The sequence below is a fragment of the Pseudomonas sp. 05N433 genome, assembly GCF_056396925.1.
Genome location: NZ_JBFTML010000046.1, coordinates 1 through 18,440 on the forward strand (window position 1 = coordinate 1; position 18,440 = coordinate 18,440).

The following is an 18,440-nucleotide window of genomic DNA, read 5'->3' on the forward strand; positions in this document are numbered from 1 at the left end:
CCCATGAACATCGCGATCGGGATGGTCGCCATCACCGTGAAAATGCCCCACGGGCTCTCGGCCAGGGCCTTGACCACGATCAGCGCCAGCACCGCGAGGATGATGATCATGATCAGGAAGCAGCCGAACAGCGCTATGGTCCCGGGGATGCGGCCCATTTCTTCACGGACCATGTCGCCCAGGGAACGGCCGTTGCGGCGAGTGGACATGAACAGGACCATGAAGTCCTGAACCGCACCGGCCAGCACCACGCCGGCAATCAGCCACAGCGTACCGGGCAGATAGCCCATCTGCGCCRCCAACACCGGACCGACCAGCGGCCCCGCGCCGGCAATGGCTGCGAAGTGATGACCGAAGAGTACGTGTTTATTGGTCGGCACATAGTCCAGACCATCGTTGTTGAGTACGGCGGGAGTGGCCCGATTGGGGTCGAGCTGCATCACCTTGGTGGCGATGAACAGGCTGTAATAGCGGTATGCGACGAGATAAATAGCGACGGCTGCGACTACGATCCAGAGGGCGTTGATGGCTTCGCCGCGGCGCAGGGCCACGACACTTAGCGCAAACGCTCCCAAGACAGCCACGGCAAACCAGGCGAGGTGTTTAGCCAGACGGGGCATAGCGTGTCTCCTGCCGACAGTCAGTGACTGCGGCGGTAATTATTATAATTGTGTCCGCTTTGCGGAGCGGGCCCAATATCCACCCATGCTGTCGACAAATAAATCCGCGTTACTACGTACGTGGCGTCTACGTAGTTCTACGTAGACGGTTTGTCATTCTGTCCAGCACTGCTACTGGAGGCGCGTATCTTTGGCATATGATGCCGGGCCTTCGCCCTCCCTCGGTCTGGCCAGGAGTAGAGATGCAGCTCAAACACAAAATCGTCGCGCTCGGCATTCTGCCGCTGGTGTTGGCGATCGCGGTCATCTGCGCGCTGGTGATTTCCCTGAACCGCCAATTGGGTGATCAACAGGCGCAACTGATCGAAGACAGCATTCTGGCCAGCAAGCGCGCAGAGCTGAAAAACTACGTTGAAATGGCACAAAGCCTGATCGCACCGCTGTACGACAACGGCCGTGGTGACGAACACGCACAGCAACAAGTGCTGGAAGAACTGCGCAAGCTCAGTTTTGGCATCAATGGCTACTTCTTCGTCTACGACCGCGAAGGCCGCAGCCTGATGCACGCACGCCAGTCAGAGCTGGTGGGCCAATACCTGTGGGACATGAAAGACCCTCACGGCCTGCCGGTAATCCAGGCGTTGCTCAAAAGCGCGGCATCCGGCGAAGGCTTTCAGCGTTACGCCTGGAACAAACCCTCTTCCGGCCAAGTGACCGACAAGCTCGCCTACGTAGTGATGCTCGATCGTTGGGGCTGGATGCTCGGCACCGGCATCTACCTTGAAGACGTTGAACGCGCCACCCAACAAGCGCGTGCCGAGGTGGCTCAGGGCATCCGCACAACCATGCTGGCGATTGCCGCGGTGGCGCTTGTAGCGGTGCTGTTTGTGTTCGCCAGTGGCATGACGCTGAACGTCAGCGAGCACCGCCTGGCCGACAAAAAACTGCAGCGCCTGACTCAACGCATCGTCAGTTTGCAGGAGGAAGAACGGTCACGGGTTTCCCGAGAGCTGCACGACGGCATCAGCCAGCTACTGGTCTCTATCAAGTTTCAGTTCGAACTGGCCAGCCATGTGCTGGAGAATGGCCAAGACAAAGGCTTGAGCATTTTAAGAGACGCCACCGAGCGCCTGGGGGAAGCGATCGGTGAGGTTCGCAGCCTCTCCCACGACCTGCGCTCATCCTTGCTCGACACCCTCGGCCTGCCGGCGGCAATCGGTCAACTCGCCGCCGAGTTCGAGCAACGCAGCGGTCTTGTTGTAACCTTCAACGATAACGAATTCGACTGTCACCTGGCTGATGGCGCCGCCGCCTCGCTGTTTCGCATCGTGCAAGAAGGCCTGACCAACATCGAGCGCCACGCCCAGGCAAAACACGTCATCATTACCCTGCACGGCTGCGAAAAGTCCGTACGGTTGACGGTGATCGATGACGGCATAGGTTTCAATGTCGCCCAGGTCGAACGTCGCCAGGCCGGCATTGGTCTGCGTAATATCCGCGAGCGAGTCGAGCATTTTGGCGGTCGATTCGACCTGACCTCGATGCCGGGAAGAAGTGAGCTGGACGTGCTGCTGCCGATGAAGCCACCCGGTACAGAACGCTGACTCACCCCATAACAATTAGAGTGAATGCCTGCGATGAACCTGCCCTACCCGATCCGCGTCGCCCTGGTCGACGATCACTCCCTGGTCCGCGATGGCATCAAATCGCTGCTGGCGGTCATGGCGCCGCTGGAAGTGGTGGGCGAAGCCGAGAATGGCGCCGATGCCATTGAGATGGTCGGGCGCTGTCAGCCGGATCTGTTGCTGGTCGACATCAGCCTGAAGGATATCAACGGGCTCGAGCTGACCCGGCTGTTACGCAGCCAGTACCCGTCGCTCAAGGTGCTGGTGCTGAGCATGTACGACAACTACGAATACGTCAGTGAATCGGTTCGCTCGGGGGCTAGCGGCTATGTACTGAAGAACGCGCCTTCACGGGAAATCATTGCGGCCATCGAAGCCATTGTCAGTGGCGGGACGTTCTACAGTGCCGAAATCGCCCAACGGCTCATCGCCGATAAAAGTACCGACAACGAACTGACACCGCGCGAGAGCCAGGTGCTGTACAAAATGGCTCAGGGGTTGAACAACAAGGAAATGGCTCGCGAGCTGGACATCAGCGTCCGCACAGTGGAAACCCATCGCCTGAGCATCCGCCGCAAACTCAACATCGACAAACCCGCCGCCCTCGTRAAATACGCGATCGATCACGGGATCATCTCTCGTTAGAAGCACTCACACCGTACTCACGTTGACCACACGCGCCGTGCGGATAAACAAAGCACGCACCTTGTCCCAGAAATTCCCGCCCAGTACGAAAAAGCTGCCGACCAACATGGCATCGCCCAGCGCCTGGACCTGCCAGAGGTTCGGTCTCAGCCCCGGCCTGGGCCGGGCACATCCGCAGCGGCGGCGAGCGGCACCAACAGCCAGGCGAGCACTGTCAAACTGAGAATCCCGATGCCTGCTTTGAAACGCCAACCGGTGGAGCTGGGGGCAATCTCGTCCTGGGGACTGGTCATGGTCTTCGTACCCTTCTTTTTCACCCGAATGAATAACTTTCAAAAGCGTAGCAGTTGCTCGGTGCCCTGTTTGTCAAACATGACCTTGTGTTTGTCTTGGCTGTACTAACCTAAGCGGAACCGGTTCAAGCCCGCACAGCCAGGGCATTCAATATTGGGGACGCTAGGATGACGTTTTCCCGTGACCTACTTGCAGTGCTGCGATGCTGACGCGCTTGGGTCGGCTGCTTCTACTGAGCGCCTTCGCTCTTGGCGGCTGCGTGCGTCTGGGGCCGGATTTTCAAGCCCCGGGCGAGGCCTGGACAAAACTCTGGAGCAGCCCTGCGCTTGAACAGGCCAGCCAAAGACGCGCCTATCCCGATGTGCGCCAGTGGTGGCAAGTGTTCGCCGACCCGGTCCTCGACGGGCTGATCGCCGAAGCGGATGCGCACAATTCCAACCTGAAAATTGCCGGCCTTCGTGTCATGGAAGCCCGTGCCCGGTTGGGGATTGCCCAAAGCGGACGCTATCCGCAACTGCAGCAGGCCAGTGCCGAGAGCTTGTACATCAACCGTCGGCAATACGGCGGCAACAACCCGCAAGACAGCCATTTCTGGCAACACAGCGTGGGCTTTGATGTCGGTTGGGAGCTGGACTTCTGGGGACGTTTCAGTCGGGCCATCGAGTCGTCAGATGCCAGTTACTTTGCGGCTCAAGCCAATTATGAAGACGTACTGGTACTGCTGCGTGCTCAAGTGGCCGACACTTACTTCTCATTGCGCACCACCGAAGCGCGTTTACGCGTCGCCCGGGAAAACGCCGAACAGCAAAAGCGCAACTTTGAAATCACCGAGAAACTGTTCAACAGCGGCCAGAGCGCCGAGCTCGATTTGCAACAAGCCAAGACCCAGTACCTCGGCACCTTGAGCAGCATTCCCGAGCTTGAAGGGCAAGTGCTGCGCACCCGCAACGCATTGGCCGTACTGATCGGACAGCCGCCCAACGCCCTGCCCCGATTGCTCGAAAACCAGGGACTGATTCCGCTGGTAGACCGTGCCGTGCTGCAAGACGTACCCGCCAGCCTGCTGTTGCGTCGACCGGACGTACGCGCCGCCGAACTCAACGTCGCCGCCCAATCGGCACTGATCGGTGTGGCAGAAACCGACTTCTATCCATCGCTGACCTTGCTCGGCAGCATTGTCTGGTCGACCGACACACTGAAGGGCACCTCCAACAGCCTGGACCTGATCGGCGGCCCCAGTTTGCGCTGGAACCTGTTTGATCACGGTCAGATCAGCAACAACGTGCGGGTGCAGGATGCGCGGTTGCAGCAGCTGATCGAGGTTTATCGCGACAAAGTCCGCGAGGCTGCACGCGAAGCCGATGATGCCGCCAGCGGCCTGAGCAAATCACTGGAACGCGAGCGCATCCTGAGCGAAGCGCAGGTCGCCGCCAAGCGCTCGCTGAGCCTGGCCAACAGCCAATACCGCGAAGGCTACTCGGACTTCCAGCGGGTGCTGGATGCCCAACGCGCATTGCTCGAACAACAGGACAATTACCTGGTCAGCCGCAGCAATGCCGTGAGCAACCTGATCGCCCTGTACAAAGCCCTCGGCGGTGGCTGGTACAGCGCCCTGCCAACCGTCGACCCAGGCACTCGCCAACAAATGGAACACCGCACCGATTGGGGCAACCTGCTGCATGAACCAGCCCCTTCACCAGCCCTCTCTTCCACGTCAGACAAGGTCAAAGCCGATGAGTGAGCCCTCACCGCCCGCCACTGAAGCGCCCTCTTCCAAGGCGCCCGAACCGGCTGCCGATCCGGCAAAAAAAGGCATCAAATGGGTGCTGCTGCTGATCGTCCTGAGCCTGGCCTGGTATCTGTTGGCTGACCGTTTCACGCCGTATACGCAACAGGCTCGGGTCGGTGCCTTCGTGATTCCGGTGGCGGCTGAAGTGGCCGGTCAGGTGATCCGCGTGAATGTGCGCAACAACCAGGACGTCAAGGCAGGCGATGTGCTGTTCGAAGTCGATCAGCAGCCCTATCAGATAGCCGCCGACCGCGCACGCGCAGATCTTGAGTCTACCCGCCGGCAGATCGGTGCCAGCACTGCCGGCATTGCCTCCGCGCAAGCCTCGTTGCGGGCGGCCCAGGCCAATGAACTCAAGGCCCGGCAGGATAACGAACGCCTTGAAAGCCTGTACCGCCAAGACCGCGGAACCATTTCCGTGCGCCTGCTGGAAGCTTCGCGGGCCAGCCGTGAGCAGGCCGTCAGCCAAGTCGCCGCGGCCCGTGCTGAAGTCCAGCGAGCACGGGAACAGGAAGGCGGCAGCGAGGAAGACAACGCGCTGTTACGCAGCGCCGCCACGGCGTTATCAAAAGCCGAACTCGACATGGCCAACACCCAAGTCCGCGCGCGCTCGGCGGGTTTGATAACTGACCTGCGCACCGACGTCGGGCAATTCGCCTCGGTCGGCACGCCGGTCATGACCTTGATTGCCATCCACGATGTGTGGATCAGTGCGGACATGACCGAGAACAACCTGGGGCGGGTCAAGCCTGGAACTCCGGTGGCGATCGTGCTGGACGCGCTGCCGGGCGAGGTCTTCGAGGGGCGGGTGCGCAGCGTTGGCTACGGCGTCAGCGTGGGGCAGACGCCGGCGCCGGGCACCTTGCCCAGTGTGCAAAACAGTCGCGACTGGTTGCGTCCGGCCCAACGCTTCCCGGTGATCATCGAATTTTCTGACGAGGCGATGCAGGTGCTGCGTGACAGTCGCGCCATTCGTGCCGGGGGCCAGGCCGAAGTCATGGCCTTTCCTGCGCAGAATAATCCGCTGAATCCCTTGGGACGCCTGTTTTTCTGGCTGATGAGTTGGTTGTCTTATGCCTACTGATCGCCCGCCCGGATTCCAACGGGCGCCGCGTCTGGCCGTCGGCACGGCGCTGTGCCTGGCCATCAGCTTCGGCCTGGCACTGCCGATTCCGTTTATTGCGCCGGTGCTTTGCGTGTTGCTGTTGGCCACGCTTAACAAACCCCTGCCATTCAAGGCAGGCGTGATGCTGGCAGTGGTTGCGATGCTGACCACCGGCATCGGGCTGTTACTGATCCCGGTCCTGCGTTATTACCCCCTCAGCGGCGTGCTGCTGATCGGTGTCGGTCTGTTCCTGGCCTTTGGTTTCGGGCTGCGCGGCGGCAACACCTTGGTCGTGACCTTTCTGATCATCGGCCTGACGATGATTTCCTCGGCCGGCGTTGCCGAGTTCGATCTGGCGATAATGGTCATCGGTGCCCTGGTCAAGGCCTTGCTCCTCGCCGTCATCGTCGTCGCGATCAGTCACTGGCTGTTTCCCGACCCGGCCAATGCACCCTTGCCAGCTGCCGCCAGCGCTATGCCGGCGCAAGAAGTGCCAAGGATAGCGCTGCGTGCCACCCTGATCGTGATCCCAGCGTTCTTGTTGGCGCTGATCGACCCGGCCAGTTATCTGCCGATCATTTTGAAAGCGGTCAGTCTGGGCCAGCAGAGTTCAACGGTAACGACGCGCAACGCCAGTCGCGAACTGCTCGGCTCGACCTTGATGGGCGGGCTGTTGGCCATTGTGTTCTGGTGCGCGCTCAGCCTGTTCGTGCACTTGTGGATGTTCTTTCTGTGGATGCTGCTGTTCGGCTTGCTGTTGGCGCGCAAGCTCTATGCCCTGAGTCCGACTCGACAAACCCCGGGGTTCTGGCTCAACAGCCTGATCACGCTGATCATCCTGCTGGGCCAGTCGGTGCAGGACAGTCTTGCCGGCAAAGACGTCTATACCGCCTTCGCCGTGCGCATGGGGTTGTTTATCGCCCTCACGCTCTATGCCGACCTGATGGTTCACCTGATTGAACAGCGGCAGAGAACGCCCGGTGCTCAGGGCGTTACCTGATAACCCCGCCCTTGCAGGCAGCTGGTATAGGCGGTTGAACTGGTCGACGCGTTGGTCTTTTGCTGCGCCCGACGCTCCTGACGCTGGCGCGCGCCACCAACCACTGCGCCCGCCGCTGCGGTTTGCCCGGCCCGGTTCTGCCGATATTCCTGTTTCACATCGTCGTCGACCCCCTCGTAAAACTCGTCATGCTGACGCCCCCGGACCTCAGCGCCCACCGCCCCGGCAGCAGCACCCACCGCAGCACCGCGCAAGCGCCCGCCCGAGGGTGGTGGTGTTGAGGAACTCTGACTCGCCGCGACGTTGCGGCAATCGTTGATGTCCAGCTGGGTTTGTTGCGAACTCTGCCCTTTCAACGGCACAACCGTTTCGGCCTGGACCTGCGTACAGGCCATCGACACTACGACACACAGACTGAAAGACGATAACCGACTCATGATGACCTCCGACAAGGTCCACTGTGTTGGCGGGCGAGCGTCTGGCTGGGAAGCTCCTGGAACAACGCTCGATAACTGCTGGAAAACCGCCCCAAATGCCAGAACGACCAGTGCATCGCCACTTGCGCGACTGTCGTGTCGCTGGCCGTTGGGCTGAGCAACTCACGGCGCGCACTGTTGAGCCGGCGCAAACGCAACCAATGCGAGGGCGTCATCCCGGTGTACGCCTTGAACGCGTGCTGCAACTGACGCAACGAAACCCCGGCCACCTGGGACAGTTCCAGCAAGTTGAGGGTTTCTTCCGGGGTATCGGCGGCCCATTCGGCGACGCGCTYCATGATCGTTCGCTCTTCGGCCCGACGCTGCAAGCCTGCGCGATCCAGGCACACACAAGCGTTATCGAGGATGAACAAACAGTCCTCCAGCAACTGCTGGGTCAATGCCTCTTTGCTCGGCGGATCCAGCGTCTGCTCCAGTCGCGTCAAGGTGCCGCTCAACCAGCGGCTGAACAGCGCGTTCTGCCCGCAATTGAGCGGCGACATGAACAAGCCTTCGAGCCGCGCCACGTCCAGGCCATGCCGTTGAACGAATTGCGGTCCGAACACCACGGCGATTTCCTGGTAGTTCTCCGGGGTGATCCAGATGTTGCGGCTCTCGCCGTTCAACATGTACAGCGAGTTGTCGTTGCGATCGAAACAGAACGCCAGTGAACCTTCGGGGGCGCTGAAATTCTGCTCGACCCGGGTGTTCATCTGCTCTTCGTAAATCTCCACGCCTTGCAAGTCCAGATAGCGCACCCGCCCGGCGAAATGCCCCGGCGACATCTGCTGATAGTGCTGAACCCAACCCGGTGTGGCGCGGATCTGCTCGGCCACGTCGGCGGTGTTGAAGGCTTGAACCTGTAACGGATTGCACGCTGTCATGGGGTGACCTTACGCACTCGTTTGGTGCGTTTTGGTGCGGCTTAAAGTGGATAGATGGAACGCCACGGCTCACCCAAGATAGTCGTCAACGCGCCACAGGGGAAGTGTCCGGTGGATGAAGGCGCCTTCCCCGGCGTAATTCAAACCAACAATGAGGTCTTTATGAATGTCCCTTTCGATCAGCTGTTCACGTGGCTGAAAGATCACAAGATTACCGAGGTCGAGTGTGTGGTCAGCGACTTGACCGGCATTGCTCGCGGCAAGATTGCACCCACCAACAAGTTCCTGCATGAGCGAGGCATGCGCCTGCCGGAAAGTGTGCTGTTGCAAACGGTAACCGGGGACTTTGTCGACGACGACATCTACTACGACCTGCTCGACCCGGCCGACATCGACATGGTCTGCAAACCTGTCGCCGACGCGGTTTACGTGGTGCCGTGGGCCATCGAACCCACCGCCATCGTGATCCACGACACCTTCGACAAGTTCGGCAACCCCATCGAACTGTCGCCGCGCAACGTGCTGAAGAAAGTGCTGCAGCTTTACACCGACAAAGGCTGGCAGCCGATTGTCGCGCCGGAAATGGAGTTCTACCTGACCCAGCGCTGCGAAGACCCGGACTTACCACTCAAGGCGCCGCTGGGGCGTTCTGGCCGTGCGGAAAGCGGTCGACAGTCTTTTTCCATCGACGCCGCCAACGAGTTCGATCCACTGTTTGAAGACGTCTACGACTGGTGCGAACTGCAGGGCCTGGACCTCGACACGCTGATCCACGAAGACGGCCCGGCGCAGATGGAAATCAACTTCCGTCATGGCGATGCGCTGGACCTGGCGGACCAGATCACCGTGTTCAAACGCACCCTGCGCGAGGCGGCACTCAAGCACAACGTGACTGCGACTTTCATGGCCAAACCCATTGGTGACGAACCTGGCAGCGCCATGCACATCCATCAAAGCGTGGTCGACATCGCCAGCGGCCAGCCGATCTTCGCCGATGCCGACGGGCAGATGAGCGAGCTGTTCCGGCACCACATCGGCGGCCTGCAAAAGTACATCCCCAAAGTGCTGCCGATGTTCGCGCCCAACGTCAATTCGTTCCGCCGCTTCCTGCCCGACACCTCGGCACCGGTCAACGTCGAATGGGGCGAAGAAAACCGCACCGTCGGCCTGCGCGTGCCGACCTCGAGCCCCGACGCCATGCGCGTGGAAAACCGTTTGCCGGGTGCCGACGCCAACCCTTACCTGGCGATCGCCGCGAGCCTGTTGTGCGGCTACCTGGGCATGGTCGAAAAGGTCGAGCCGAGCGCCGCGGTGCAGGGTCGTGCCTACGAGCGACGCAACCTGCGCCTGCCGATCACCATCGAGGACGCACTCACGCGCATGGAAGAGTGCGAAACCATCAAGCGCTACCTGGGCAGCAAATTCGTCCGGGGGTATGTCGCGGTCAAGCGCGCCGAACACGAGAACTTCAAGCGCGTGATCAGCTCCTGGGAGCGCGAGTTCCTGCTGCTCAGCGTCTAAAAAACACACGCCCGCTCCCACAAAGCCAAATAACTCAAAGAGGTGTCGATATGCGTCTATTGAAATCCGTGGTTCCGGTCGCGCTGGCGGTATTGTTCAGCGCCGGGGCGCAGGCTCAGCCAAGCGTCAGCGTCTACAACTGGACCGATTACATCGGCGAGACCACCCTCGCCGACTTCCAGGCAAAAACCGGGATCAAGGTGATCTACGACGTATTCGATTCCAACGAAACCCTGGAAGGCAAACTGCTCGCCGGCCGCACCGGGTATGACGTGGTGGTGCCGTCCAACCACTTTCTCGCGCGGCAGGTGAAGGCCGGTGCGTTCCTCAAACTGGATCGATCGCAGCTGCCCAACTTCAAAAACCTCGACCCGAAACTGCTGACGCTGCTGGAGAAAAACGATCCGCAGAACGCGCATTCCGTACCGTATCTGTGGGGCACCAACGGCATCGGCTACAACGTCGACAAGGTCAAGCAAGTGCTGGGCATTGATCACATCGATTCCTGGGCCGTGTTTTTCGAACCCGAGAACCTGAAGAAACTCAGCCAGTGTGGTGTGTCGATGATGGACTCGGCTGATGAAGTATTCCCGGCAGTCCTCAACTACATGGGCATGGACCCACGCAGCGAAAACCCTGAGGACTTTAAAAAAGCCGAAGCCAAACTCTTGAGCATCCGGCCTTACATCACCTACTTCCATTCCTCCAAGTACGTCTCGGACTTGGCCAACGGCGACATCTGCGTGGCCTTCGGTTACTCCGGCGACGTGTTCCAGGCGGCCAATCGCGCCAAGGAAGCGAAGAACGGTGTGAACATCGCCTACTCGATCCCGAAAGAAGGCAGCAACCTGTGGTTCGACCTTCTGGCAATTCCCGCCGACGCCAGCAACCCGAAAGAAGCCCACGCCTTCATCAATAACCTGCTGGACCCGCAAGTGATCGCCAAGGTCAGTGCCTCGGTGGGCTATGCCAATCCGAACCCGGCAGCCAAGGCCTACATGGATGCTGAGTTGGTCAATAATCCTGAGGTCTACCCACCCCAGGACGTCCTCGACAAACTCTACATTTCCACCACCCCGCCCCAGGCGATCATGCGTCTGATGACCCGTTCCTGGAGCAAAGTGAAGTCCAACCAATGAATCAGCATGACAAGCAACATGCCCGCTCCTATTACGCGGCATCGGCCAATGGCATGGCACCCTACCCGACGCTGGATTCGGACCTTGAAGCCGATGTCTGCGTGATCGGTGGCGGGTTCACCGGGGTCAACACCGCGATCGAACTGGCACAGCGCGGGCTCTCGGTGATTCTGCTGGAGGGCCGGCGGATCGGCTGGGGCGCCAGCGGTCGTAATGGCGGGCAGTTGATCCGTGGCATTGGCCATGACGTCAGTGGGTTCGCCCGTTATGTCGGCGAGGAAGGCGTGCGTTATCTGGAGCGTGCGGGCATCGAGTCCGTGGAGCTGGTGGGCAATCGCATCCGTGAACATGGCATCGATTGCGACCTGCGCTGGGGCTTCTGCGAACTGGCCAATACACCGGCGCAGTTCGCTGCGTTCAAGGCAGAGCTGCAAAGCCTCGCCGAGTTGGAGTACCCCCATGAAACCCGACTCGTCGGCCCCGAGCAGATCCGCCAGCAAGTGGTGGGCTCGGACCTTTATGCCGGCGGCCTGATCGACATGGGTTCGGGGCATTTGCATCCGCTGAATCTGGTGCTCGGCGAAGCGCGGCTGGCGCAATCTCTCGGGGTACGGATTTTCGAGCAGAGCCCAGTGCTGGAGTTGGTCCACGGCAGCCCCGTGCAGGTTCGCTGCGCCGGCGGCACAGTGCGCGCCGGCAGCCTGGTGCTGGCCTGCAACGCACATCTGGAAGAACTCGAACCGCGCCTGAGCGGTAAGGTGCTGCCGGCGGGCAGTTACATCATCGCCACCGAACCGTTGGCACCCGAGGTGGCCGCTCAGCTGATCCCGCAGAACCTGGCGCTGTGCGACCAGAAAGTCGGTCTTGATTACTACCGGCTCTCGGCGGATCGACGTTTGTTATTCGGCGGTGCCTGCCATTATTCCGGGCGCGACCCCGTGGACATCGGCGCCTATATGCGGCCGAAAATGCTCAAGGTCTTCCCGCAATTGGCGGATGTGCGCATCGACTACCAATGGGGCGGCAAGATCGGCATCACCGCCAACCGTTTCCCCCAGGCCGGCCGCCTGAGCCAGTACCCGAACGTGTTCTACGCCCAGGGTTATTCCGGCCATGGCCTGAACGTGACCCACTGGTGCGCCCGGTTGCTGGCCGAAGTGATACAGGTCGGCCACAGCCGGGGGCTGGACGTGTTCAGCGCCGTGCCGCATATGACCTTTCCCGGCGGACGAACCCTGCGCTCACCGCTGCTGGCGCTTGGCATGTTCTGGTACCGGTTGCGCGAATTGCTTGGCTGAGATTCGTGGTAATGGCTTTGCACATACCCTGAAGCCGAAGTGCAGTCTGCTACAAATGCCCTCTAGTGCCGCATTCGGGTTATCCCTGGAGTAGCCTTTAGATTTGCTCAATCGCAAGTCACTTCTATATTGAGGGAGTGCTCTGACTTTTCTGCCTCCCGGCGAGTGCTGCCCATGGCGACGACTGCTCCATTGATCATCTGCGAGCACTGCGACTACGTGTATGAAAAAGTCACGCTCGCCAAACATCAAAAGGCCCTGTGTACACGTTGCGGCGGTGTGCTTGCGCGTTACAACGGCTTGTCGGTGCAGCAACGCCTGGCGCTGAGCTTCACGGCGGCCGTGCTGTGGACTTTCTCGAATTTCTATCCGGTCATGACCATCAGCCTCAAGGGCATGAAGAACAGCGCGACGCTGTGGGATTCGGTGGTGGCGCTGAGCCAGGGGCCGATCACTTTCATTGCGCTGGTGGCGGCGATTTCCATCATCATCGCGCCGATGTTCCAGCTGCTCCTGTTGATCTGGGTATTGAGCTTTGCCCTCACCTCCCGACGTTCCCCAGGCTTCAAGCTATGCATGCGCTGGCTGGAAACCCTCAGGCCCTGGAGCATGCTGGAAGTCTGCCTGCTTGGGGCGATGGTCGCGGTGTTCAAACTCGCCGGGCTGCTGGATGTGCTGCCGGGTATCGGCATGTTTGCCCTGGCGCTCCTCAGCCTGTTGCTGATCCGCATCGCCGGGCGCGATGTACGTGATTTGTGGGACACCCTATGAACAGGCCACCGCTCGCCAGCGAACTCAACCTGTGCCTGTGCCACAGTTGTGGCATGGCCTGCGACATGACCGATCAACCTCACGAATGCGAACGCTGCGGCGCGCCGTTGCATGCCCGCAAACCTGACTCTCTGACCCGGACATGGGCCTACCTGCTGGCCTCACTGGTATTTTATATCCCGGCCAATCTGCTGCCGGTCATGAACACCAGTCTGTTCGGCAACGGCTCCGACAGCACCATCATGAGCGGTGTGCTGGAGTTCTGGGCACACGGTGCATGGGACATTGCGCTGATCATTTTCATTGCCAGCATCGCGGTGCCGGGCATCAAGTTCGTTGCTCTCTCCCTGCTGCTGATCACGGTGCAACGCGGCAGCTTCTGGGCGCGCAAGGAACGTTCGAGGCTTTACCGTTTCGTCGAGCTGATCGGCTACTGGTCGATGCTCGACGTCATTGTCGTTGCGCTGGTGGCGGCATTGGTGAAATTCCAGGCTTTGGGCGATATCGAACCGCGCCCGGGCATTCTGTTCTTTGGTCTGGTGGTGGTGTTCACCATGCTGTCGGCGATGAGTTTCGACCCGCGGCTGATCTGGGATAACGAGCGGGATAGAGCGCTGCAAAACCTACAAGATGAGGAGCCCATGGATGAAGTCCCAAGCCACTGACGGTCCGCAAGCCCCTGGCCAAGCCGCGATCAAGACCCGTCGCTTCAGCGTTTCGCTGGTATGGATCGTGCCGATCGTAGCGGTGTTGGTGGGGATTTCCCTGGTGGTGCACAGCTGGCTGCAGGAAGGCCCGACCATCACCATCACGTTCAAGACCGGTAGCGGCCTGGTGGCCAACAAGACCGAGGTCAAATACCGCAATGTGGTCATCGGCCGCGTCTCGGAGGTGAAACTGAGCGGCGACCAGAAACGCGTCGACGCCACGATCCAGCTCGACAAACAAGCTGAAAGCTTCACCCGGGAAGACTCGCAATTCTGGGTTGTGCGGCCGCGCATCGGTGCCGGTGGCGTTTCGGGCATCGATACCTTGCTGTCGGGCGACTACATTGGTGCCGACATCGGCCAGGCCGATGCCCGTTCCAAACACTTCACTGGGCTGGAAAACCCGCCGCCCATTACCTATGGCGAGCCGGGCAAACGCTTTATGTTGCACACTCAGGACCTCGGTTCGCTGGACATCGGTTCCCCCGTCTACTACCGCAAGATCCCCGTCGGGCAAGTGGTGGCGTATGAACTGGATGCCGACGGCAAAGGGGTGAACATCGAAATCTTCGTACACGCACCCAACGATGCCTACGTTACCGAGAACACCCGGTTCTGGAACGCCAGCGGTATTGATGTGAATGTCGGCGCCAACGGTTTTTCGGTGAAGACCGAGTCCCTGTCAGCCTTGTTGGTGGGCGGCGTCGCCTTTCGCGCGCCGGAATACAGTCCCAACGATGAAGTGGCCATCGAGGATAAAGCCTTCGACCTGTTCGAGGATGAGCACACCGCCCTCGCCCCGCCCAACGGCAAGGCACAGTTCCTGAGCTTGCGTTTCGATCAGGCGTTGCGCGGGCTCAAGGTCGATGCACCGGTGGAGTTTCTTGGTGTGGAGATCGGCCGGGTGGTGGCAGTCAATCTGGATTTCGACGCGAAAAAACGCAGCTTCCCGGTCAATGTCGGCATCGTGATCTACCCGCAACGCCTCGGTAAGGCTCACATCAAAATGCTCGAGGCCTTGAAGCATGACCCCAATGACGAAACTGCAACCGTGCGTCTGCTAGGCTCCTTCATCGAAAACGGCCTGCGAGCTCAGGCCCGTAGCGGCAATCTGTTGACCGGTCAGCTTTACATTGCGCTCGACTTCTATCCCAAGGCGGAGAAAGTCGCGTTCGATCCGGCTGCCCGCCCTATCTCTATTCCAACCATTCCCGGCAGTCTTGAGCAGTTGCAGGAAAAACTGGAAAGCATGGTCAACAAAATCAACCAGCTGCCTATCGAACGCATAGCCGGCAACCTGGACAGCAATCTCGTCGAACTGCGCAAAGGCTTAGCGCAATTCAACGCCAAGACCCTGCCCGGCGTGCAAACCACCCTGTCGGACGTCAGCAAGACCTTGCAATCGGCCAGTTCGACCCTCGCCGAAGATTCGCCGCAACGGGAACAACTGAGCCAGACCCTGGACGAGCTTGGACGCATGTCGCGCTCGTTGCGTGAACTCTCGGACTACATGGGACGGCATCCGGAATCGCTGATTCGCGGCCGCCCCGACAATGCCGCGCCGATGGATCTGCAAGGGCCACCGCGCAACTGACCACAGGAGCTACCCATGGCATTTTCGCTGAAGATCACGCTGGTCACTGCGTTGTTGCTACTCGCCGCTTGCCGCAGTGAGCCGATTCAATTCCACACCCTGACCCCGGCTCAACCGAGCGGTGCAAGCGGCGGCGCGGACATCCAGATCGAAAGCATCACCGTGCCGCCCCAGGTCGACCGTCCGCAGATCGTCATTCGTCAAGGCAACGCCGGCCTGGCAATCCTCGAAACACAATGGTGGGGCGCAAGCCTGTCGGAGGAACTGCGCAGTGCCCTGGTCGATCAACTGGTCAACAGTAACCCGCAGCGCAAAGTGTCGTTGCGCCTGGACGTTCAGCGTTTTGATTCGATACCCGGTCAGTACGCATTGATCGACGTCAAATGGCGCCTGCGCAAACTCGGCGAAGGCGATGCTGCATTAGTCACCTGCCGCAGCACCTTGCAGACGCCTTCCGGCACGAGTATCGATGAGTTGGTGGTGGCTCATCAGAACAATGTGAAGCGCTTGGCCGCCACCATCAGCCAGGCTACCGCCGGCACATCGAAAAGCTGCCCGGCAACTAAATAAACAGTCATCAGACGCCTTCCAGTTCAATGGTGAAACAACTGCCGTTGGGCTGAAGGCTGCTGTGTTCCACTCGCCAATTCTGATGGGTGCAAATCCGTTGGACCAGTGAAAGCCCCAGTCCCAGGCCTTCTCCCCGGCGCTCGTCACCGCGAACGAACGGTTGAAACATCGTATGGCGTTTTTCTTCCGAAATGCCTATGCCACTGTCTTCGACGCTGAAACCGCGCGCCCGCAGGGTCAGGCGAATGTAGCCGTGATCGGTGTAATGCCAGGCATTGCGCAGCAAATTGCCCATGACCGATCGCAGGAACGTCAGGTTATGGCGATCCGACGAAACCTGTTCATTGTCGTAGATAAACTCGATGCCTTTTTCCCGGATCAGCGGCGCCCAGATATCCACGAGAGCATCGGCGACTTCTTTGAGCGTCGCACTTGCTGCGGTATCAGAGTCTTCCCGATCGCGAGCCAGCATCAGAAACGTATCGACCAATTGCCGCATTTCGTCGCTCGCGCGGGCAATTCGACTGACTTGAGCCACGGAGCGCCGGTCAAGCGTGGGATTGGCTAGCAGCAATTCGCAGGAACTGCCCAATACCATCAATGGCGTGCGCAGTTCGTGGCTGACATCGCTGGTAAAGAGTTTTTCCCGGTCCAGTGCCTCACGCAACCGGCCCAGGGTCTGATCGAAGGCAAGCGCCAGCGCTCCCACTTCGTCGGCCGCGTAGTCGGGATGAAGCTCAGGGGCCAGTTCCAGCAACTGCTCGCGTTGACGCACCTGGTGCGCCAGACGAATGACCGGCGCCATCACACGCCTGGCCAGCATCCGGCCTAACAAAACCGCGAGCAGGATGCTCAAGACGAACCCGACGATCACCACCGAGAATAACGCCTGTTCACGCTGTTCGACGCTTCGCCGGTCTCGCAACAAAACGTATTTGCGACCGCCCACCAGGCTTACCATGGCGTAGTACTTAGAACCCGCGTAGAGCGTTTCCTGAAAACCTGGTGCAAGCGCCGCCAGTTCCTTATCCAGCGCCATCGCACCCGGACCTTCCTGGATGAAAAACAGTTCGTCTTTCTCCGGCTGATGGCTCCACCCGGCGCTGTTTTCCATCGACAGCAAGCGGTGCAGCCCTCCTACCAGGCGGGAAGCCGTGATATTTCGATCCACCACATGCACAGTCGCGACGATGCCCATCGCAAATACGCCCGCGACCAAGGTACTCATCAAGGCAAATACGATGACAATCCGTTTATTCAGACTCAGTTTGAAATCCATTCTGTTGCTTGGCTCCACTGCCGGTTCAAACCGCGCCATCTGCTGAATCGGGCCGATGCCGCAGAGCCGAGACGCGAACCAAAGATAGACCATAGACCACTGTACGTGGTGTTCAAGACAAGCGCTGCAACAACCAACTAAAAAAAGTACTGAAATTTTTCTACGCAAATTTTTCACATCCCTTTCACCACTCCGACACCTGCCTTGAACTAGTGTCTTTCCAGGACCCTTCAAGCGTTGTTACGCTGGGTTGTATTTGAAAGTTGTTCTCTATTGCGTACCGACGGGTAAACAAAACATGGTTGATCATGTATCGCGCAAACAGCCAGCACGAATCGTTGCATCGCGGCTGGGCAAACTGGTCGCGGCAACGGCCGCTCTGGTTATCGCAGCACTCGTCACGGGGTTTGTCTGGTGGCCCAGATCTCCGATCAACCTGGCGACCGCCGGGTCCGAAGCGACCAACAGCCTGGTCGATCGCTGGCAAGCCGGTGAAGTGGTGGTACTGGTTCGCCATGCGGAACGCTGCGACCAGTCCAGCAATCCGTGCCTTGGCCCCGCCGACGGTATTACCCGAGTCGGCAGCGAAGCCGCCACAGCCGTGGGCCAAGGCTTTGTGCAGCTGGGCATGACCCAGACCGATGTGCTGAGCAGCCCAACCACCCGCACGGCGCAAACCTCGCGTTACATGTTCGGTAAAGATGCGGCGACCCAGGAATGGCTGGTCAGTTGTGGCAAAACCATGCGTAACGATGTGGTGGCGCACAAGCAAGCCCATCGAAATCTGGTGCTGGTCACGCACAGCGGTTGCATCAGCGACTTCGAAGCCCAGACCGGTTTCAAGCACGCGACGACCAGTAAGTATGGCAGTGCCTTGTTCGTGCAAATTGCCGCCGACGGGCAACCTCAGGTACTCGGCATTGTGAATGCCACTGACTGGCAGACGCTGTTGCACGGCAAAGCCTTGAAACAATAATCGCGGAAAAAAAAGTCGAAGCCGAGAAAGCCTTTTTTGCTCGGGCAGACTATAACTAGTCCGTAACCATTAGATGGCTGACGCAACTTCTGTAGTCCACATCGCTATTGTGTTGCTTTATGTAAAAAGTTCCGCTAGTGCAAGCGT

17 protein-coding genes and 1 pseudogene are annotated in these 18,440 nt (G+C 59.7%); 13 read left to right on the plus strand and 5 right to left on the minus strand.

Going from position 1 to position 18,440, the window contains the following annotated elements:
• Positions 1-620 (minus strand): carbon starvation CstA family protein (locus AC1DIS_RS22015; RefSeq protein ID WP_477781076.1); only part of this gene is annotated, 620 nt, incomplete at its 3' end.
• Between the two features lie 242 nt (positions 621-862).
• Here AC1DIS_RS22015 and AC1DIS_RS22020 point away from each other — a divergent pair.
• Together AC1DIS_RS22020 and AC1DIS_RS22025 are read left to right on the plus strand one after the other, a co-directional pair.
• Positions 863-2,224 carry a cache domain-containing protein gene (locus AC1DIS_RS22020; protein WP_018925860.1) on the plus strand — a complete coding sequence of 454 codons (1,362 nt, stop codon included), beginning with the start codon at positions 863-865 and terminating at the stop codon, positions 2,222-2,224.
• A 33-nt stretch (positions 2,225-2,257) separates the two neighbouring features.
• A complete protein-coding gene (locus tag AC1DIS_RS22025) occupies positions 2,258-2,890 on the plus strand; it encodes a response regulator (RefSeq protein ID WP_018925859.1) in 633 nt (210 codons plus the stop codon).
• A 6-nt stretch (positions 2,891-2,896) separates the two neighbouring features.
• Here the strand turns inward: AC1DIS_RS22025 and AC1DIS_RS22030 are convergent.
• Positions 2,897-3,183 (minus strand): annotated as a pseudogene (locus AC1DIS_RS22030) (hypothetical protein).
• A gap of 203 nt (positions 3,184-3,386) precedes the next feature.
• Here AC1DIS_RS22030 and AC1DIS_RS22035 point away from each other — a divergent pair.
• The 3 genes from AC1DIS_RS22035 to AC1DIS_RS22045 are packed head-to-tail and all read left to right on the plus strand — an operon-like array spanning position 3,387 to position 7,078.
• The gene (locus tag AC1DIS_RS22035) at positions 3,387-4,925 is read left to right on the plus strand and encodes an efflux transporter outer membrane subunit (protein ID WP_258614326.1); all 1,539 of its coding nucleotides are present in this window, start codon (positions 3,387-3,389) and stop codon (positions 4,923-4,925) included.
• Positions 4,918-6,057, plus strand: coding sequence for an HlyD family secretion protein (locus AC1DIS_RS22040; protein ID WP_018925856.1), 1,140 nt, complete (start codon positions 4,918-4,920; stop codon positions 6,055-6,057). The genes AC1DIS_RS22035 and AC1DIS_RS22040 overlap by 8 nt, the downstream gene beginning before the upstream one ends.
• The gene (locus AC1DIS_RS22045) at positions 6,047-7,078 is read left to right on the plus strand and encodes a DUF2955 domain-containing protein (protein ID WP_018925855.1); all 1,032 of its coding nucleotides are present in this window, start codon (positions 6,047-6,049) and stop codon (positions 7,076-7,078) included. Before AC1DIS_RS22040 ends, AC1DIS_RS22045 begins: the two co-directional genes overlap by 11 nt.
• Here AC1DIS_RS22045 and AC1DIS_RS22050 read toward each other — a convergent pair.
• Complete coding sequence (locus AC1DIS_RS22050) at positions 7,063-7,515, minus strand: YMGG-like glycine zipper-containing protein (protein WP_064617823.1); 453 nt, start codon at positions 7,513-7,515, stop codon at positions 7,063-7,065. The genes AC1DIS_RS22045 and AC1DIS_RS22050 overlap by 16 nt on opposite strands.
• Positions 7,512-8,438, minus strand: coding sequence for a helix-turn-helix domain-containing protein (locus tag AC1DIS_RS22055; protein WP_477781077.1), 927 nt, complete (start codon positions 8,436-8,438; stop codon positions 7,512-7,514). The genes AC1DIS_RS22050 and AC1DIS_RS22055 overlap by 4 nt, the downstream gene beginning before the upstream one ends.
• A 162-nt stretch (positions 8,439-8,600) precedes the next feature.
• Between AC1DIS_RS22055 and AC1DIS_RS22060 the strand changes: the two genes are divergently transcribed.
• The 7 genes from AC1DIS_RS22060 to AC1DIS_RS22090 all read left to right on the plus strand — a co-directional run bounded on the left by AC1DIS_RS22060 (position 8,601) and on the right by AC1DIS_RS22090 (position 16,038).
• Positions 8,601-9,959 carry a glutamine synthetase family protein gene (locus AC1DIS_RS22060; RefSeq protein WP_018925852.1) on the plus strand — a complete coding sequence of 453 codons (1,359 nt, stop codon included), beginning with the start codon at positions 8,601-8,603 and terminating at the stop codon, positions 9,957-9,959.
• Positions 9,960-10,009: 50 nt separating this feature from the next.
• The gene (locus AC1DIS_RS22065) at positions 10,010-11,098 is read left to right on the plus strand and encodes a polyamine ABC transporter substrate-binding protein (RefSeq protein WP_019578877.1); all 1,089 of its coding nucleotides are present in this window, start codon (positions 10,010-10,012) and stop codon (positions 11,096-11,098) included.
• Positions 11,095-12,396, plus strand: coding sequence for an NAD(P)/FAD-dependent oxidoreductase (locus AC1DIS_RS22070; RefSeq protein WP_477743116.1), 1,302 nt, complete (start codon positions 11,095-11,097; stop codon positions 12,394-12,396). Before AC1DIS_RS22065 ends, AC1DIS_RS22070 begins: the two co-directional genes overlap by 4 nt.
• Before the next feature lie 174 nt (positions 12,397-12,570).
• Entirely contained in the window at positions 12,571-13,167 is a 597-nt protein-coding gene (locus AC1DIS_RS22075; protein ID WP_477748740.1) for a paraquat-inducible protein A, read from the plus strand.
• Positions 13,164-13,832 (plus strand): paraquat-inducible protein A, encoded by a 669-nt coding sequence (locus AC1DIS_RS22080; protein WP_064617819.1) that lies wholly within the window; start codon positions 13,164-13,166, stop codon positions 13,830-13,832. Before AC1DIS_RS22075 ends, AC1DIS_RS22080 begins: the two co-directional genes overlap by 4 nt.
• On the plus strand, positions 13,813-15,468 hold the full coding sequence (locus AC1DIS_RS22085) for a PqiB family protein (protein ID WP_086944305.1): 1,656 nt from the start codon (positions 13,813-13,815) through the stop codon (positions 15,466-15,468). Before AC1DIS_RS22080 ends, AC1DIS_RS22085 begins: the two co-directional genes overlap by 20 nt.
• Positions 15,469-15,483: 15 nt before the next feature.
• Entirely contained in the window at positions 15,484-16,038 is a 555-nt protein-coding gene (locus AC1DIS_RS22090; protein WP_064617815.1) for a PqiC family protein, read from the plus strand.
• A gap of 7 nt (positions 16,039-16,045) precedes the next feature.
• Here AC1DIS_RS22090 and AC1DIS_RS22095 read toward each other — a convergent pair whose 3' ends face one another.
• Entirely contained in the window at positions 16,046-17,317 is a 1,272-nt protein-coding gene (locus AC1DIS_RS22095) for a sensor histidine kinase (RefSeq protein WP_477743233.1), read from the minus strand.
• A gap of 298 nt (positions 17,318-17,615) precedes the next feature.
• Between AC1DIS_RS22095 and pmrG the strand changes: the two genes are divergently transcribed.
• Positions 17,616-18,293: a lipopolysaccharide core heptose(II)-phosphate phosphatase PmrG gene (pmrG, locus tag AC1DIS_RS22100; protein ID WP_086944307.1), complete on the plus strand. Its 678-nt coding sequence runs from the start codon at positions 17,616-17,618 to the stop codon at positions 18,291-18,293.
• Positions 18,294-18,440: the final 147 nt, after the last annotated feature.

Coding starts and splice junctions, on each gene's coding strand:
- AC1DIS_RS22020 (WP_018925860.1), top strand. CDS start 863: ATGCAGCTCAAACACAAAATCGTCGCGCTCGGCATTCTGCCGCTGGTG.
- AC1DIS_RS22035 (WP_258614326.1), top strand. CDS start 3,387: ATGCTGACGCGCTTGGGTCGGCTGCTTCTACTGAGCGCCTTCGCTCTT.
- AC1DIS_RS22040 (WP_018925856.1), top strand. CDS start 4,918: ATGAGTGAGCCCTCACCGCCCGCCACTGAAGCGCCCTCTTCCAAGGCG.
- AC1DIS_RS22045 (WP_018925855.1), top strand. CDS start 6,047: ATGCCTACTGATCGCCCGCCCGGATTCCAACGGGCGCCGCGTCTGGCC.
- AC1DIS_RS22050 (WP_064617823.1), bottom strand. CDS start 7,515: ATGAGTCGGTTATCGTCTTTCAGTCTGTGTGTCGTAGTGTCGATGGCC.
- AC1DIS_RS22060 (WP_018925852.1), top strand. CDS start 8,601: ATGAATGTCCCTTTCGATCAGCTGTTCACGTGGCTGAAAGATCACAAG.
- AC1DIS_RS22065 (WP_019578877.1), top strand. CDS start 10,010: ATGCGTCTATTGAAATCCGTGGTTCCGGTCGCGCTGGCGGTATTGTTC.
- AC1DIS_RS22070 (WP_477743116.1), top strand. CDS start 11,095: ATGAATCAGCATGACAAGCAACATGCCCGCTCCTATTACGCGGCATCG.
- AC1DIS_RS22075 (WP_477748740.1), top strand. CDS start 12,571: ATGGCGACGACTGCTCCATTGATCATCTGCGAGCACTGCGACTACGTG.
- AC1DIS_RS22080 (WP_064617819.1), top strand. CDS start 13,164: ATGAACAGGCCACCGCTCGCCAGCGAACTCAACCTGTGCCTGTGCCAC.
- AC1DIS_RS22085 (WP_086944305.1), top strand. CDS start 13,813: ATGAAGTCCCAAGCCACTGACGGTCCGCAAGCCCCTGGCCAAGCCGCG.
- AC1DIS_RS22090 (WP_064617815.1), top strand. CDS start 15,484: ATGGCATTTTCGCTGAAGATCACGCTGGTCACTGCGTTGTTGCTACTC.
- AC1DIS_RS22095 (WP_477743233.1), bottom strand. CDS start 17,317: ATGGATTTCAAACTGAGTCTGAATAAACGGATTGTCATCGTATTTGCC.
- pmrG (WP_086944307.1), top strand. CDS start 17,616: ATGGTTGATCATGTATCGCGCAAACAGCCAGCACGAATCGTTGCATCG.